At 71.1% G+C, this 15,480-nt stretch carries 10 protein-coding genes and 1 pseudogene; 4 read left to right on the forward strand and 7 right to left on the reverse strand.

Annotated elements, in window-relative coordinates:
• Nucleotides 1-83: pseudogene (locus AB0H28_RS27610) on the forward strand (IS5/IS1182 family transposase); the annotation flags it as partial.
• A 277-nt stretch (nt 84-360) separates the two neighbouring features.
• Complete coding sequence (locus tag AB0H28_RS27615) at nt 361-858, forward strand: hypothetical protein (protein WP_358046213.1); 498 nt, start codon at nt 361-363, stop codon at nt 856-858.
• A gap of 126 nt (nt 859-984) precedes the next feature.
• Here AB0H28_RS27615 and AB0H28_RS27620 read toward each other — a convergent pair whose 3' ends face one another.
• The 7 genes from AB0H28_RS27620 to AB0H28_RS27650 form a co-directional block, all read right to left on the reverse strand.
• Nucleotides 985-2,457 carry an endo-1,4-beta-xylanase gene (locus tag AB0H28_RS27620; RefSeq protein WP_358046215.1) on the reverse strand — a complete coding sequence of 491 codons (1,473 nt, stop codon included), beginning with the start codon at nt 2,455-2,457 and terminating at the stop codon, nt 985-987.
• 484 nt (nt 2,458-2,941) lie between these two features.
• On the reverse strand, nt 2,942-4,843 hold the full coding sequence (locus AB0H28_RS27625) for an EAL domain-containing protein (protein ID WP_358046217.1): 1,902 nt from the start codon (nt 4,841-4,843) through the stop codon (nt 2,942-2,944).
• Nucleotides 4,830-5,453: a sigma-70 family RNA polymerase sigma factor gene (locus tag AB0H28_RS27630; RefSeq protein WP_358046220.1), complete on the reverse strand. Its 624-nt coding sequence runs from the start codon at nt 5,451-5,453 to the stop codon at nt 4,830-4,832. Before AB0H28_RS27630 ends, AB0H28_RS27625 begins: the two co-directional genes overlap by 14 nt.
• Nucleotides 5,450-5,743 (reverse strand): hypothetical protein, encoded by a 294-nt coding sequence (locus tag AB0H28_RS27635; protein ID WP_358046223.1) that lies wholly within the window; start codon nt 5,741-5,743, stop codon nt 5,450-5,452. The genes AB0H28_RS27630 and AB0H28_RS27635 overlap by 4 nt, the downstream gene beginning before the upstream one ends.
• A 434-nt stretch (nt 5,744-6,177) precedes the next feature.
• The gene (locus AB0H28_RS27640; RefSeq protein ID WP_358046226.1) at nt 6,178-6,618 is read right to left on the reverse strand and encodes a YbaB/EbfC family nucleoid-associated protein; all 441 of its coding nucleotides are present in this window, start codon (nt 6,616-6,618) and stop codon (nt 6,178-6,180) included.
• 107 nt (nt 6,619-6,725) lie between these two features.
• Complete coding sequence (locus AB0H28_RS27645; protein WP_358046228.1) at nt 6,726-10,829, reverse strand: AAA family ATPase; 4,104 nt, start codon at nt 10,827-10,829, stop codon at nt 6,726-6,728.
• A 15-nt stretch (nt 10,830-10,844) separates the two neighbouring features.
• Complete coding sequence (locus tag AB0H28_RS27650) at nt 10,845-11,162, reverse strand: CU044_2847 family protein (protein ID WP_041799159.1); 318 nt, start codon at nt 11,160-11,162, stop codon at nt 10,845-10,847.
• A gap of 300 nt (nt 11,163-11,462) precedes the next feature.
• On the opposite strand from AB0H28_RS27650, the gene AB0H28_RS27655 reads away from it, so the two are divergent.
• A complete protein-coding gene (locus tag AB0H28_RS27655; protein WP_358046231.1) occupies nt 11,463-12,206 on the forward strand; it encodes a hypothetical protein in 744 nt (247 codons plus the stop codon).
• Nucleotides 12,203-15,472, forward strand: a complete 3,270-nt coding sequence (locus tag AB0H28_RS27660; RefSeq protein WP_358046234.1) for a DUF87 domain-containing protein — start codon at nt 12,203-12,205, stop codon at nt 15,470-15,472. Before AB0H28_RS27655 ends, AB0H28_RS27660 begins: the two co-directional genes overlap by 4 nt.
• Nucleotides 15,473-15,480: the final 8 nt, after the last annotated feature.

A 15,480-nucleotide genomic window follows, 5' to 3' on the forward strand; every position in this document is an offset into this window, starting at 1 on the left:
GCTGTTGCCCACGACGAGCGACTCCGATCGTGCAGGCCATCCTCGTTCTGCACCACGTCGAAGCCAACCGCTACGCAGGATGAAAAAGGCTCACTGGTACTACGACGCCAACATCTTCTGGTCCCCGAAATCGGCCAACGACCAGGTGACGATCAACCTCGTCGCCAAGGGGGTCAACTCGTCCGGAGCCACCGACGGGGTCAACAAGGACCTGGGCACCTTCACCCTCCGGCCGGCCCCGTACAACTGCGGCGGTGTGTCGGTGTCGTACTTCGACGGTCAGGTAATGGTGAGCCGAGCCGAGGCGACCGGTACTACACCTCGACACAGATCAGCCAGCTGCGCGTAGACCCTTGCAAGTTGCTCGACCTGCGCACCGAGGTGGTCGTCGACCAGCAGGGCTCCTACAGCGGCAAAAGCAATGGATTGAAATGCCCCAGTAGCGGGAATGAAGCGCCCTCGGTCCGCTGGCGAATCAAGGACATCTATGGAAATGAGTATGCCTTCTTCAAGATGAGCCAGTACTACTGTTGGGATGGACTGGTGGTCAGCAACGCCACCCGCACCGGACCGCCAGACCCGGCCGTCATCACCGCTGATGTCACCGCCCTCGGCGGGCTGGCCGGCTTGGTACTTGACTCGCGGGGCTCCAGCTCGGGCCAGTACGAGCAGTACAACGGGCAGACCAAGGGATCCTGGCGGGCGGTGACCAGCGGCACCAAATTCACCGCCCGGATCTTCTACGGTCCCATCCCGTACACGGTGTTCCAGCCCCAGCTCACCATTGTCGTGCGATCAGACGGCACCGTGGTCCGGGGTTGCATACCGAGCGGAGGAAGCTGCCCGGCCGGTACCTGATCTGATCACGATGGGGCCGGGCGAATGCCCGGCCCCATCGCTGACCCGACAGGCTCCGCTGTGGGCACGACGACCTGCTCGATGACCTGGTGGCTCACCGCCGCGACGGTGAGCCACCACGGGTCGTCAGTTGGCTACGAGCTGGAACCGCTGGTTGGCCTGCCCGTTGCAGTCGTAGAGCTGGACCTGCTGACCGTTGCCGGTGCCCCAGACGTCGAGGCAGCGACCGGACTGGACGCCGGTGATGGTGCCGTTGGAGTTGACGTTCCACTGCTGGTTGCTCTGCCCGTTGCAGCTGTAGATCTGGATGCCCGCACCGTTGCCGGAGCCCCCGGCGTCCAGGCAGCGGCTACCGCCGTACACGGTCAGTTGCCTGCTCGCGGTGTACGTCCACTGCTGGTTGGCCTGCCCGTGGCAGTCGTAGAGCTGCACCCGGGTGCCGTTGGTCTGCGACGAGTTGGGCACGTCGATGCACCGGCCCGACTGGTTGCCGAGGATCCGGCTGGCGCCGCCGGACGGCGGCGGCGTGGTCGGACCGGAGGTCGGGGTGGCGGTCGGGGTCGCCGTCGGCGACGTGGTCGGCCCGGGGCCGGCGGCGTTGAGGGCGTTCAGGACGGAGTTGTACGCGGCCTTCTTGTTGCCGCCGCCGTCGAACAGCAACGGGTTCTCGCCCGAGCGCCACGAGTCGCTGTCGCGCACCCCCCACACCGTGATGCCGATGCACCGCGGCACGTTCAGGCAGGCCTGGGTGAGCCCGGCGTACTGGCTGGTGGAGGCGTTGGTGACGTCGACCTCGGTCAGCGCCACGTCCACCCCGAGCGCGGCGAAGCTGGACAGCGTGGTCTGGAAGTTGCCCGGCAGCGAACTGCCCCCGGTGAAGTGGGTCTGCAACCCCACACAGTCGATCGGCACACCCCGGGACTTGAAGTCCTGGATCATCCGGTAGACACCCTGCGTCTTGCCGTACGACCAGTTCTCGATGTTGTAGTCGTTGTAGCAGAGCTCCGCCGACGGGTCGGCGGCGCGCGCGGTGCGGAACGCCACCTCGATCCAGTCGTTGCCGGTGCCCTGCAGATTCGAGTTACGCCGGCTGCCGTCCTCGTTGAACGCCTCGTTGACCACATCCCACGCGGCGAGCTTGCCCCGATAGTGAGCCATCACCCCGTTGATGTGATCGATCATCGCCTGACGCAGACTGCTGCCGTTCAGGCTCTGCATCCAACCCGGTTGCTGGGAGTGCCACGCCAGCGTGTGGCCGCGTACCTTCAGGCCACGCTGGGTCGCCCAGTTGTAGATCTGGTCGCCGGAGGAGAAGTTGAACTGACCCCGCTGGGGCTCCGTCGCGTCCGGCTTCATCTCGTTCTCGGCCGTGATCATGTTGAACTCACGCGCCGCGATCGTGCTGTAGGTCGAGTCGTTCAGCCGGCTCGCCGCGATGGCGGTGCCGAAGTAGCGGCCGGACTGCGCCGCCGCGGCACCCAGCGTGGTGGCCGCCTGGGCGGAGCCGGGCACCATCAGTGCGGTGGCAGCCAGGGCCAGCGACCCGGCGGCAGCGGCTACCAGTACGCGGTAGCGGTGCCGCCTCTGTGGACGTTCCATGACACTCCTCTGCATATCGGACGGGTGATGCGCAGGGTTGTCGACACGGTCCGCGTACCTGGCGCCGGGGCGCCACCGGGCGGTACGCGTTCCGCGCCACCGGCGCTGAAACTTTCGGAAACCTACCGGTAACTCCAGTGGAACATACTCGCGCTACCGCAATCGGTCAATGTCGATGACCTCCCGGTAGTCCTAGATCTGGGTGCGAGAGGAGGCCGGAACTGTTCCGACACCGGACCGAAAATTCCGGCCGGCGCAGCCGGTGTCGCTCGCCGGGCCGGCACTGGCGCGGGCTGGCGGCGTCACCGTCGCGGCCGTGGACACGCACGTCGACGGCCCGCGCCGGCCTGCTCGCGACGCCTCCGGACAACCGCGGTGTACGCCGTGCTGCCACCTGAGAACGCGGCGGACGCGCCACCGGCGATGGCCCAGGCGGGGGTACGCGGTCGCTAGGTGCTCCGGCCCTGACCGCGACCGGCCGCGATCAGCCGAGCGCGGTGCACTGCGGCGGAAACCGTAGTTCCAGTTCGATCGTCTGCGCCGCCCGCTGGCCGACGGTGATCGGTTCGGGTCGCCCGGTCCGGTAGCCCTGGGCGAAGTCGACTCCACGGTCTCGTAGCAGCTCGATGGTCTTCTCGTCCTGGACATACTCGGCGGCGACCCGGATGCCGAGGGTGTGACACAGCTTGACCAGCATCGACACCACGGCCTGACTCGCCGGCGACCGGCAGAGATCGACGATGAACGTCCCGTCGATCTTGACGAGGTCCACCGGAAGTTGTTTCAGGTGGGTGAGCGTGCTGTATCCGGTGCCGAAGTCGTCGAGCGCCAAGTGACAGCCGACTTTCCTGATCCCCGTGGCGAAGGCAAGGGCCTCGTTCCGGTTCTCGATGAGCGCGGTCTCGGTGATCTCGAACGTCAGGCACTCCGGCTTGACCCCGTGCCGGTCGATCGCCTCGGTGACGAAGGTGAGCAGCCCTGGGTCCGCAAGCGATCTGCCGGAGATGTTGACCTGGTAGTGGGAGGTCTGCGCTCCCCGACCGATCAGTTCCAGGGCATGGTCGACGACCCACTTGTCCACCGTGAGGATCTCTCCGACCCGTTCGGCCATGTCGAGGAAGGCCCACGGGGCGACCGGCTCGCCGGTGTCGCTCCGCACCCGCAGCAGAATCTCGTGGCGGGTCACCTGGTTGAGCTGGAGATCGACGATCGGCTGCGCGTAGAGGGCGAACCTGTTGGCCGAGACCACGCGGTGGATCCGCGAACGGCATCGTTGCATCCGCTTCTTCTCCTCGACCGGTTCCTGGAGCACCATGACGGCGGCATTGTTCCGGCGCGCGTCGCGGGCGGCATTCTCGCCGTCGATGAGCAGGTCGAACCCGGTAGCGGGCACGTCGCTGCCGAAATGCACCACCCCGGCCGAGACGGTGAGCCGCAACGGCCTCTGCCGCACGCTGAACAGGTAATCCCGGAACGTGCCGACGATCCTGGTCGCCAGGTCCTCCGCCGTTTCCGGATATCCATCGGCCGGGGTGAGGAGCACCCCCCACGAACCGGAGCCCACCAGTCCACCGGTCACCTTCGCGCCGACCACCGTGCGCAGCACCCGGGCGACCTCCACCGTGATCTGGTCACGGTCCTCGTCGGTGAGCGGATCGGGCAGCCGGTTGGCGGGTTCGGTCGCCACGACGACGAGCGCACCGCCGGTGGCGCGGCGCGCCCGATCGACTTCGTCGATCACGTAGCTGCGGGTCGGCAGACCGGTGAGGACGTCCGGCACCGCCAGGTCGGCGCTGAGCATCCGGCTGCGGACGGCGAGCCGCCGGCGCTCCTGCCGGGCCAGTTCGAGCGCGGTGACGTCCTCCCCCGTCGCGATGATCCCCGACGCACCGTCCTCGGCGGTGAGTATTTCGAGATGGCAACGGATGTGACGGATGCGGCCCCCCGGCTGGATCACCCGGAAGCCGACCTCGCCGGGACGGCTCTGCTCCCACACCGCCCGCACGGTCGTACGGACCCGTCCGGCGTCCTCGGGATGGACGAGGTCGAAGAGCGTCCCGGGCGTGAGACGCCGCGTTCCCGGCGCGTACCCGAAGATCATTGCCATCTCGTCCGACCAGAAGAGCCGTCCCGGGCGCGCGGACCCGCCGGCCAGCCAGGTGATCGTGCCCAGCTTCGACAACTGGGCGGCGCGCGCGACCCGGGTCGCCTCGTCGACCTCCCAGGTCACCGGGTCGGTAAGGTCGGTATCGACCATGATCTCGTAGCCCTCGGCGAGCGAGACGTCGTACCGGCTCTGCACGGTGCGCGCGACGCGGCGGGCTCGGGCCAGTTCCAGAGCGCTGGGCCTGGTTTCGGCCAACGCGAGGATGTCATCGAGATCCACGGCTTTCCCCCTGACCTCGACGGCCGTCCGAACGGGTGAAGCCGGCCTTCTCGGCCAACTCGCCAAGCCCTCGCTTGGCGGCGGCCTTGTAACAGCGGACGCTGTTCTCGGTCAGTCCGAGGATGCGGGAGATCTCCCGGTTGGAGAAGCCCTCCCGGGACATCTGGAACACCTCGGCGTGCCGGGCCGGAAGCTGAAGCAGCCAGGCCCGCAGCGTCTCCTGCGCCTCCCACTCGTCCGCGATGTCGGAGTGCGGCGCCGGCGGCAGGTCCTCCGGCGGCACCGCGGCCTCCCGCTGGCGCCGATCACGGTCCTTCAGGATCTGGAACCGGGCGGTGCACACGATCCAGCCGATCGGCCGGACGTGGTCACGGAGCTTGGGCCATTTGTCCCGCGCGCGCAGGTACGCCTCGTGCAGCGCGTCCGCCACCATCTCGCGGTCCCACCACACCGACCGGAGAATCCGCTCCACGCTGTGGTAGGAGCCCTCGACGAAGGCGGCGAACTCCTGGTCGTGCTCGGCCTTCAGGCGTACGGCCGCCGCCGTGCGCGCGTCCTCGCCGTCGGCCGGTTCCGGCGTCCGGGCGGCGGTTCCCTCGACGTCGCTCACGCCGCCTCCCCGGTGCCAACGGACTTGGGCATGTCGCGTCCGCTCAGCTCCACCTCGCGATGCCCGTCGCGATCACGCTCCACGATCCGCACCAGGTCGTGGTCGGCCTCCGTGATCCGGATCAGCCAGGTCACCCGGGCTGTCGTACGTGTCGTGGCCTCGCGTGCCTCATGTATCCGCGCCCGGTACGCCACGCAGGCCCGCACCAAGCCCCCCACCACTCCGGCGACGGCCACGACCACGGCCATCACCTGATAGTCGGTGAGCGGTTGCGCCAGCGCTTCGTTCATCGTTCCCCCTCAGCCCCCTTGGTCTGCCAATTACTATCCGTGGCGAGGGGCGAATGTAGACAGTGTTCCGTCCACAATGTTGACGAAGATCGACAACCAGGTCGACGAGCTGGCAATACAGCACAAAGTCACGCCGAGGAAGCGGAACGTCGGGTGACATCTTCGGCAATTTGCACGCGCGTTCGGTAACGCGGAGTGACAACTTGGTCACCTCCCCGGGAGCGCGGCCACCCCGGGTTGCGGGGGTCCCCTGTCCCACCCTCGCCGTCGTGGATCTGCACCTGATGGTGTGCCGTGCCCCGTCACCCGTGTGCGGGGAGTCGAACCCCACCCCTGCCGACGGCGCGCCAGGAGTGAGCCGGATCACCCGACCGCGAAACACCTGCACGCGCGGATCTGGTCCGCGTCGACGGCGAACCCCTCGGCCACCCCGCTCACCACCGGCCGGGCCGGTGGCCGATGCCGCCGCCCTCGGTGGCGTCCGGGTCGCGCAGCCGCTGCCCGACGCGCTCGGCGAGCGCCCGGCCGGCGGCCGAGTCGGTGCCCACCGTGTCGGCGATGATCTCCTGCGAGCGGTCGGCGAGTTGCCGCTTCGCCTCGCCGATCGTGTTCATGACGGTCCGGGCCACCACGTCGGGCGCGACCCGCTGGCTGCGCGGGCCCAACCGCAGGTCGCACAGCGCCCCGGTGGAGTCGACGGTCACCTCGCAGAGGCCGTTGCCGTCGGCGGCGGTGACCCGCAGTTGCTGGAGCCGGTCACTCATCGCCCTGGTGTCGGCGGCGAGCTGGTCGATGCGTCCCTTCCAGGCCGCCAGCCGCTCGACGGCTCCGTCCGGATCCAGCAGGCCGCCGGAGTTCGCGAAGCCGGCCCCCATGTGTCCCCCGATACCTTCCCATGATCACGCCTGGCGCGAGGAGGCTAACACCGCATCCACGCGCATGACTACGGACAGTACGGTGCCCGACAGTCGGGGCTCCCGGCTCAGCACCGCACCGCGACCCGGCCGATCACCCGCTCCGTGGCCTGCGGCGGAAGGTCGCCACCACCGTCGACGTCCAGCGCCAGCAGGCCCTGGTCCAGGCCGACGAGCAGCGTGCCGCCGACCGTGCAGCAGGTGAGCGCCGGATGGTAGACGGGGATGGTGTGCACCGTGCGCCCGGTGGACGGGTCCCAGATCCGCACCGTCCGGTCCCGGCTGGTCGAGGCGAGCAGCTCCCGCCCGCCGACCCGGACCAGACTCAGCCCGGTGACGGCGGCCGTGTGACCGGTGAACCCGCCCGCGGGCTCGCCCCACTCGGCGTCCCACATGCGGATCGTGTGGTCCGCGCTGGCCGACGCCAGCACCCGGCGACCCGCCACGACCAGACCGCAGAGCGCGGTGACCGCGTCCTGGTGGCCCTGCCGGGTCCACACCGGGGTGTCCTGACCGGCCCACAGCATCACGGTGCCGCTCTTGTCCGCCGAGGCGAGCGCCTCCACGCCCGGCCACCGCAGGACCGCCAGTGCGGTCACCCAGGCGTGGGTGACGTGCCCGAGCAGGACCCGACGCACGGCGCCGGTCTGGGGGTGCCACAGCCGGATCGCCTGGTCGTCGCCGGCTGAGGCGATGAGCGTCTCCCCGCCGATGACGATCGGGCAGACGGCCGCGACCGGGGCGTGGTGCTCGGTCATCGACCCCACCAGCTCGCCGTGCCGCACACTCCACGAGCCGACCGTGTTGTCGTCCTGGGCGGTGATGAGCAGCGGCTCCTCGACGTCGGCGACCGCGCACATCGCGTTGACCGGCCCACCGGGTGTCGGGATCTCCGCCAGCCGCTGGCCCGTCGCGGCGTCCCAGATCCGCACCCGGCCGTCGACACCGCCGGAGGCGACCAGGTCCGGCCGGTCGTCGGGGACCGCACAGAGGCTGTGCACGGGCCCGAGCCGGTCCCGCTCGGCGACGGTGTCCGGTCGGCCGCCGGCCGGGTCCCACAGCCGGACCGTGCCGTCGTCACCCGCCGTCGCCAACATCCGGTCCTTCGCCGTACGCAGCTCGCACACCGCGCGGATCCAGCTCGCGTGTCCCCGCAGGCTCGGCCGGCTGTGCCAGGTCGACACGTCCCACATCCGGATGAGTCCGTCCTCGCCGGTCGACACGAGCAGACAACCCTCGTCGGCCTCGACGGTGCAGAGGTCGGTGATGGGTCCGCCCGTTTCGAGGACGCGCACGCACTCGCCGGTCCGCGGCTCCCAAAGCCGGACCGTGCCGTCGTACCCGGCCGACGCGAGCAGCGTCCCGCCCGGCGCGCGGACGGCATACAGGGTGGTCACCCAGCCGACGTGCCCGGTGAGGACCAGCTTCGGCCGGGTGTCACCGGTCGGCTCCCAGATCCGGACCACGCCGTCGAAGCCGGTGGAGGCGAGCAGGTGCCGCCCGCCGGCCGGGACGTACGTCACGGCGGTCACCCACCCGGAGTGCCCGGTCAACTCGTACCGCTGGGTTCCGGTCACCGGATCCCACACCCGGACCGTCCGGTCGTCGCCGGCCGAGGCGAGCAGGTCGCCGTCCGGCAGCGGGATGACGCAGATGTTGCGTACCCAGTCCTCGTGCCCGCGCAGCTCGTGCCGGCGGATCCCGGTCCGCGGCTCCCACAGCCCCACCGTCCCGTCGTGGCTGGCGGTGCCGATCAGCGTCTCGCCGGTGCCGGTACGGACGGCGCACAACCCGCGGATCGTGTCCCCGTGGCAGGTGAAGACCGCCTCGGCCTGGTTCGTCAACGGGTCCCACAGCCGGACCGTGCCGTCGTCGCCGGCGGAGGCGAGCAACCGCCGGTCGTCCAGCTCGATCGCGGCCACGTCGTAGACGGCCTGCGAGTGCCCGTCCAGCACGCTGCGTTCCTGCCGGGGCGGGGTGTGCGCCCAGCGCGCCCGGTACGGGGCGGTGTCGGCCTCGATCCCGCTGCCCAGCCCGTCGAGCCGGTCCACCACCGAGAAGAGGGCCGCGCGTTCGGCCGGCGCCGCCGAGACCGCGAGCGGCGTGCGGTGCAGCAGCCGCACCCGGGACCGGGACAGCGGCGTCAGCGGCCGTTCGGTGTCGACGACCGAGAGCAACCGGTCCAGGTGCGCGTGCAGCAGATAGTCCTCGTCGGCGAGGAGCCGCTCCACGAGCCCGGCCCGCCAGGCGTGCTGGGGCAGGGAGCGCCGCAGGTAGTCGGGCACCGAGGCCCATCCGATTCCGGCGGCCAGGTCGGTCCACGCGGCGACCAGCCGTCGTTGGTCGTCCCGCCGGGAGGCGCCGGCCAGCAACGCGTCGTTGAGGGCCTGGTGGAACAGCCGGTACGCGGGTCGGCTGCCGCCGCCGGTCTCCACCAGGAAGTTCGCCGCCGAGGTGCGGGCGAACGAGAGGAGCTGACTCTCGGTGACCGTGCCGCCCAGCGCGGTCACCGCGATCTGCCAGAGCGACAGCGGCAGCCCCGGCGTCTCCGCGTAGGCCAGGGCGGTCAGGGCCAGCCGGGCGGAGGCCGAGCCGGCCGCCGGCAACCCGGCCAGATAGGAGTCGAGCGCGTGGGCCACGGTCGCGGTGAACGACACCGAGGCCGGGTCGACCGGCTCGATGTCGCGCAGCGCGTGCGCCCGGGCGACGAGACCGGCCACCAGGAAGTTCCCCTTTGCCAGCGAGGCGATCCGGTGGGCGAGCGGGGCGGCCACCACCGACTCGGTGTACGGGTTGCCCGGACGTTCCGCGCCGAGCAGTCGCAGGGTCGCCTGGGCGTAGTTGACGAGATCGGCCTCGGCGAAGTATTCCGGCGCGTCCAGGTCCACCAGCTCGATCGGATCACCGAAGCAGGTGATCAGGTCACCCCGGTCGTCACCGCGCCGGGTGCCGACGACGATCCGGACGCCGTACCGGCCGCACTCGCGGGCCAGCGGCAACAGGACGTCGTCGATGACCTGCCGCGCCTGGCCGGGGTCGGCCGTCTCGTCCAGCGCGTCGATGACCAGGGCGAAGCGCGCCGGCCGGCGCGCCAGCCGGTCGCGCACCGCCGGCATCAGGTCGACCGGCGTGCCGGGCAGGTCGACGGCGGCGGCGCGGGCGATCTCGGCCGCCACCTCGAGTGCGGTCTTGCCCTTGGCGTGCACCGCGCAGGAGACCGAGCCGACGGTGGCCCGCACCGCCGTGTCGTCATCCGGCAGGCCGGCCCGGATCCGCTGGTCGGCAGTGGTCACCACGCGGCCCAGGGCGGCGGACTTGCCGACGCCGGGAGATCCCGTGACGATCAGCGGCCGGGTGGCGGGCGCCGGGCCGTCGATGAAGTCGACGATGCGTCTAAGGGCGGCGGTACGCCCCCGGAACCGGACCCCGCCCTCGGTGTCGACGGCGACGCCCCGCGCCCGGGGCGACCAGTGCCGACCGGCCTCGCCGTCGGTGCTCAGCGTCCATCCCCAGGCCGAGAGCGCCGTGTCGTCGGCGTCCTCGACCCGCCAGGCCGACAACGCGCCCAACGTCATCGCGGGCACCTGTTCGTCGGCGTGGTGCAGGGTCACCGCCTGGCCCTTGCCCCGGCCGTCGGCGGTGACGACGACGGCGACCACCGCCTGGTACTCCGGGGACCACACCGCGCCGCCGCTGAACCCCTTGCTGAGCGGCCCGGCGGCGCCGCTGTCGATGGTGACCCGGCCGTATCCGCCGGCTTCCACGAAGGAACCGGTGGCGCCGAGGCCGCCGATTACCCCGGCCGGGAAGCCGTAGGCCCAGAAGGGGCGCTCCAGCAGCGGTTTGGGGGCCAGGCAGCGCAGCCGGGCGGGGGTGACGGTGGCCGGCACCGGCTCGACGAGTTCGAGCACGACCAGGTCGACGTGCGCGTCCGGCATGCCGTCGTGCCGGCACCGCCGGACCTTGCGCCGGTCGAAGTAGGCGACCTTGGGCGCGAGCGGAAAGGCTATCGACAGATCGGGGTGCAGGACGCCGTCGGCGTTGAACGCCACGTGGTGGCAGGTGAGCACGAGGTCGGCGGCGATGACGATGCCGCTGCCGATCGCGGTGTGCGGACTCGCCTCACGGTGCAGGGCAACCGCCCAGGGGCTGTCGTCCGGAGCCGTCGTCACGGGCCGACCCGGCCGTCAACGCCGTGGGCCGGCACCGCGATCGGTGGGCCCATCCGGCTGCCAGGCGAGCGTGACCTCGAAGTTCGCCTCTCCGGTCGCCTTGGCCACCACCCAGCTCGCCGTACCGGTGGCCTTGATTCCGAAACGCACCTCCACCGCGTCTGGAGAGACGGTCTTGACCTGTTCCAGCAATTCTCGGGCGGCGGCGACCGCGGGCGCCGCGGATTCGCGTACCCAGCCCGCGACGTCGCCGAAGCCGGCGGGTTGGAAACCGGGGGTCGGCTCCACCTCGATCAGGGCAACCGTTTCGTCGTCGACCTGGTAGCGGACCACCTCAGACTGCACCGGTTACCTCCGTGGCGTATTTCCCGAGAACAGGCAGGAGGGGTCGCGGCGGAGCAGAACTCCGGCCCTCTCGCCGGTCTGCCATGCTGCCCGCTGCCCTCGTCGGTTGGCAATGGTCGGGCCGGCGAACTGCGCCGCGAAGACCGAACAGGTGGGTCAGCCAGGCCGTCCACGCAGGATCGTTGAAGATCCACCGGGTCGCCCTGTCGGCTTTCGTCAGCGCGATCGGTGACCTTGCGCGAGCCGGGCACCGTCGGCAGAATCGGCCCGTGCGTCGGGGCCGCCCCGTTGCCCACCTCGATCATGGCCACCCCTTCCGAGCCTTCGATCACACCGTCGACGCGGTGGGAGCTCGTGCCGCAGAGGAGCATCCGCATGCCGGAAAAAGAACTGACCCTCGTCGACCGGTGCATTCTTGTCGCGCTGATGATGAAGGCGGCACCATTGCCGCAGACGTACTTCACCAATGTCGTCGGAATCAGCCTGAAGCCGGAGCACCGCCGCCGTCTTCAGTCCCACGGCCTGATCGAGGTCACCGAGAAACCGATCACCTTGGCGCTCACCGACAAGGGATGGGCTCGGGCCACCGAGGAGCTGGGCGCGGAGCCACCGAAGCGAGCTGGCGCGGCGGGCGGAACCCTCTATGTCGCGCTCGACTTTCTCCGCCGGCTGATCGACCACTCCGGCGTCCGCGCCGACGACCTGTTCCGCCTGCAGATCAACCGGGACGAGGTGGTTCCGGCGGCCGTGCCGCCGCCGGAAGTCCCGGCCGGCGACGCGGTCACGCTGATCCAGCGGGCCTACCGCGGGCTGGCCGCCAAGCCCGGTGACTACGTCATGCTCTCCGACCTCCGCGACGCCCTCGCCGACCTCGACCGCAGTGACTTCGACGCCGCACTCGTCACGCTCAACCAGGAGCGCGGCGTGCACCTGGTGCCCGAGTCCAACCAGAAGGTGCTCAAGCCGCGGGAGCGGGCCGCGGCGGTGACCATCGGCAACCAGGACAAGCATCTGATCGCCATCTCCTCATGATCGGTGACGAGCAACGCCGTGCTCTGGCGGCGCTGAGGTTCAACTGGGCACCGACCCCCGACGACGTCTGGAAGCCCACCCCGTTCCACGTCGCGGGCCTGCACCACGACGTCGTCGCTACGGTGCTGGACAGCTTCGCGGAGGCGCAGGCCAGCACCGACTCCAGCCCGGTCGGGGTGGCCCTCCTGGGTCAGCGCGGCACCGGCAAGACCCACCTGATCGGCACGGTCCGGCAGCAGGTGCAGCGACGCGGCGGCTTCTTCTTCCTGGTCGAGCTGCTCGAAGCCCGGACGTTCTGGCAACGCACCGCGATCTCGATGCTGGAGGGCCTGGTCCGGCCGATGCCGGACGGGACGACCCAGCTGCGGGCGTTCCTGCGCCGCCTGGCCGACGAGGTGGGAGCGCCCAGGACGGTACGACGAGCGGTCACCGGGGAGACGGAACTCACCCGGTCGACGCTCGACGCGCTCATCGACCTGATCCGTAAAACGGATCGGCAGCTCGGCACCGAGTGCCAGGACACCGCGCGGGCCCTGGCGCTGTACGCCGCCGAGCAGTCCACCGTGCAGGACATCGGCTACGACTTCCTGTCCTCGATGGACGAGGTGGAGCCCGGCCAGCGCGCCGGGTGGGGGCTGCGGCGCAGCCGGCGCGCGCCCCAGGAGGTGGTCCGGGACATCTCCCGGCTGCTCGCCGTCGTCGGCCCGACGGTGATCGCGGTGGACCAGATCGACCTGATGATCGCCCAGTCGGTGAAGGCGACCAACCAGGAGGCCCGGGGCGACGCGGACTGGCAGACCTCGCTCCTGCTCGAACAGGTCGCCAGCGGTCTGATGGCGCTGCGCGAGACCACCCGCCGGACCCTGTCCGTCGTCTCGTGCCTGCCGCAGACCTGGCGCAGCATCCAGCAGCAGGCGACGGACACGGTCCAGGACCGGTTCCGGGAGGCCGCCCCGCTCAAGGAGATCCGCAGCGTCGAGGTCGGCCGCGAGCTGGTCGAGAAGCGGTTCGCGGTGCTCTTCCAGACGGTCGGGTTCACGCCGCCGCACCCGACCTGGCCGGTGCACCCGGATGCGCTCCGGGAGGTCGTCGGCTTCACCCCCCGCGAGCTACTGCGCCGGATCGACACCCACGTCCGGGCCTGCCTGGCCGAGGGCGAGGCACGGGAACTGCGCCACCTGCTGCACACGACCGGCGACCGCCCCGCCGACGGGATCGGATCCGCCCTGGTCACCGGGCCCCCGCCGGAGAACCCGACCACCGGATTCACCAAGATCGACGAGCGGTACGCGGAGCTGGTCGCCGCCGCCGAAACCGCCTCCGCCCGGTCCCCGGAGTCGGAGGACGCCCGCGTGCCGCGACTGCTCGAAGCCGGACTGACCGCCTGGATCGCCGCGCAGGGGCAGGCCGTCGACGCGTTCAGCCTCGACCCGATCGCCGCCGGGACCAAACCGGCGCTGCACGCCCGGCTGCGACACAGCCTGAGCGAGGACAGCGAGGACGAGGAGCACCTGTCGTTCCGGGCGATCTCCGCGCCGCACCACATCGCCGCGCTCAACCGGATCCGCAACGCGATCACGGCGGCCGGGCTCACCGAGGGGGTGGCCAAGCGGAAGCTCTTCCTGCTGCGCAGCGCGGACTGGTCGACCGGTGCCCGGACCCGCGAGGTGCTGGACGCGTTCGAGCGGGCCGGCGGCCGGACGCTCGGCCTGGACGCACCGGACGTGGCCCGGATGGCCGCGTTGGAACAGCTCATCCAGGACTACGGGCGGGAGACGCTGCGGCCCTGGTTCGGCGACCGCCGGCCGGCCTCCGACATCGCCTGCCTCCGGGAGGCGTTGGCCGACTGGCCGAGCCAGACGGCAGCCGTCCCGGCCGGGCAGCGGTCGGCGGAAGCACCGGCTCCGCTCCCCGGGCCGGTCGGGACGCCGCCGAACACCGCCGCGCCCGACCCGGCGCCGCCGAACACCGCCGCGCCCGACCCGGCGCCGCCGACGGTCGCCCTCCCGCCGGTGGCCGGCATCGACCCGGGGCGGATGGCGATCGGCACGGTCACCGGGCGGCCCGACCCGGTGCCGATCGACCTCGAAGCGTTGCGCCGGCACACCGTCATCTTCGCCGGCTCCGGGTCCGGCAAGACCGTCCTGATCCGCCGCCTGGTCGAGGAGTGCGCCCTGCGGGGCGTCTCCGCCATCGTGCTCGATCCCAACAACGACCTGGCCCGGCTCGGCGAGCCCTGGCCCGCCCCGCCGGCGGGCTGGGACGCCGACGACGCCCGCCGCGCGGCGGCGTACCTGTCCGGCACCGACGTGGTCATCTGGACGCCGGGCCGGCAGGCCGGACGGCCGTTGACCTTCCAACCGCTGCCGGTCTTCGCCGACGTGCTGGACGACCCGGACGGATTCACCTCGGCGGTGAACGCCGCCGTCGCCACGCTCGCCCCGCACGCCCGGGTGGACGGCGGCACCGACAAGGCCCGGCTCGGCCGGGCCGTGCTGCGCGAGGCGTTGATCAGCTACGCCCGCACCGGCGCCAACGACCTGCGCGAGTTCAGCGACGTCCTCAACGACCTCCCGGACGGGGTGAGCCAGCTCGACAGCGCGCCGAAGCTGGCGGCCGGCATGGCGCAGTTGCTCAAGGCCGCGCTGATCAACGATCCGCTTCTGGGCGGCGCCGGCACGCCTGTCGACCCGGGTGAACTGCTCACCCCGCCACCGGGCCGCCGAGCCCGGATCTCGGTGATCAACCTCGCCGGGTTGACCGAGGAACACCAGCGGCAGAGCTTCGTCAACCAACTCCAGCTCGCCCTGTTCACGTGGATCAAACGCCATCCGGCGGGGGACCGGCCGCTGGGCGGGCTCTTCGTCATGGACGAGGCACAGACGCTGGCTCCGTCCGGCGCGGTGACGGCCTGCACCCAGAGCACCCTCGCGCTGACCTCGCAGGCCCGCAAGTACGGGCTGGGACTCGTCTTCGCCACCCAGGCGCCCAAGGCGTTGCACAACCAGATCCCCGGCAACGCCGCCACCCAGTTCTTCGGCCTGCTCACCGTGCCGGTGCAGATCGAGGCCGCCCGGGACGTGGCCAGAGCGAAGGGCACCGACGTCCCCGACATCGGCAAGCTGCGGACCGGCCAGTTCTACGCCGCCGTGGAGGGTGCCCGGTTCGTCAAGATGCAGGCACCGATGTGCCTGACCCACCACCCCCGCAGCCCGCTGACCGTGGAGGAGATCGTCCGGCGCGCGGCCACCCCGCCCGCCGGGTGAGCGCCGGC

Source organism: Micromonospora sp. NPDC050980, assembly GCF_040653835.1.
Classification (GTDB): domain Bacteria; phylum Actinomycetota; class Actinomycetes; order Mycobacteriales; family Micromonosporaceae; genus Micromonospora.

Bases quoted from the DNA above. Each gene is read 5' to 3' on its own strand.
- AB0H28_RS27635 (WP_358046223.1), bottom strand. From the start codon at position 5,743: ATGAACGAAGCGCTGGCGCAACCGCTCACCGACTATCAGGTGATGGCC.
- AB0H28_RS27640 (WP_358046226.1), bottom strand. From the start codon at position 6,618: ATGGGGGCCGGCTTCGCGAACTCCGGCGGCCTGCTGGATCCGGACGGA.
- AB0H28_RS27620 (WP_358046215.1), bottom strand. From the start codon at position 2,457: ATGGAACGTCCACAGAGGCGGCACCGCTACCGCGTACTGGTAGCCGCT.
- AB0H28_RS27660 (WP_358046234.1), top strand. From the start codon at position 12,203: ATGATCGGTGACGAGCAACGCCGTGCTCTGGCGGCGCTGAGGTTCAAC.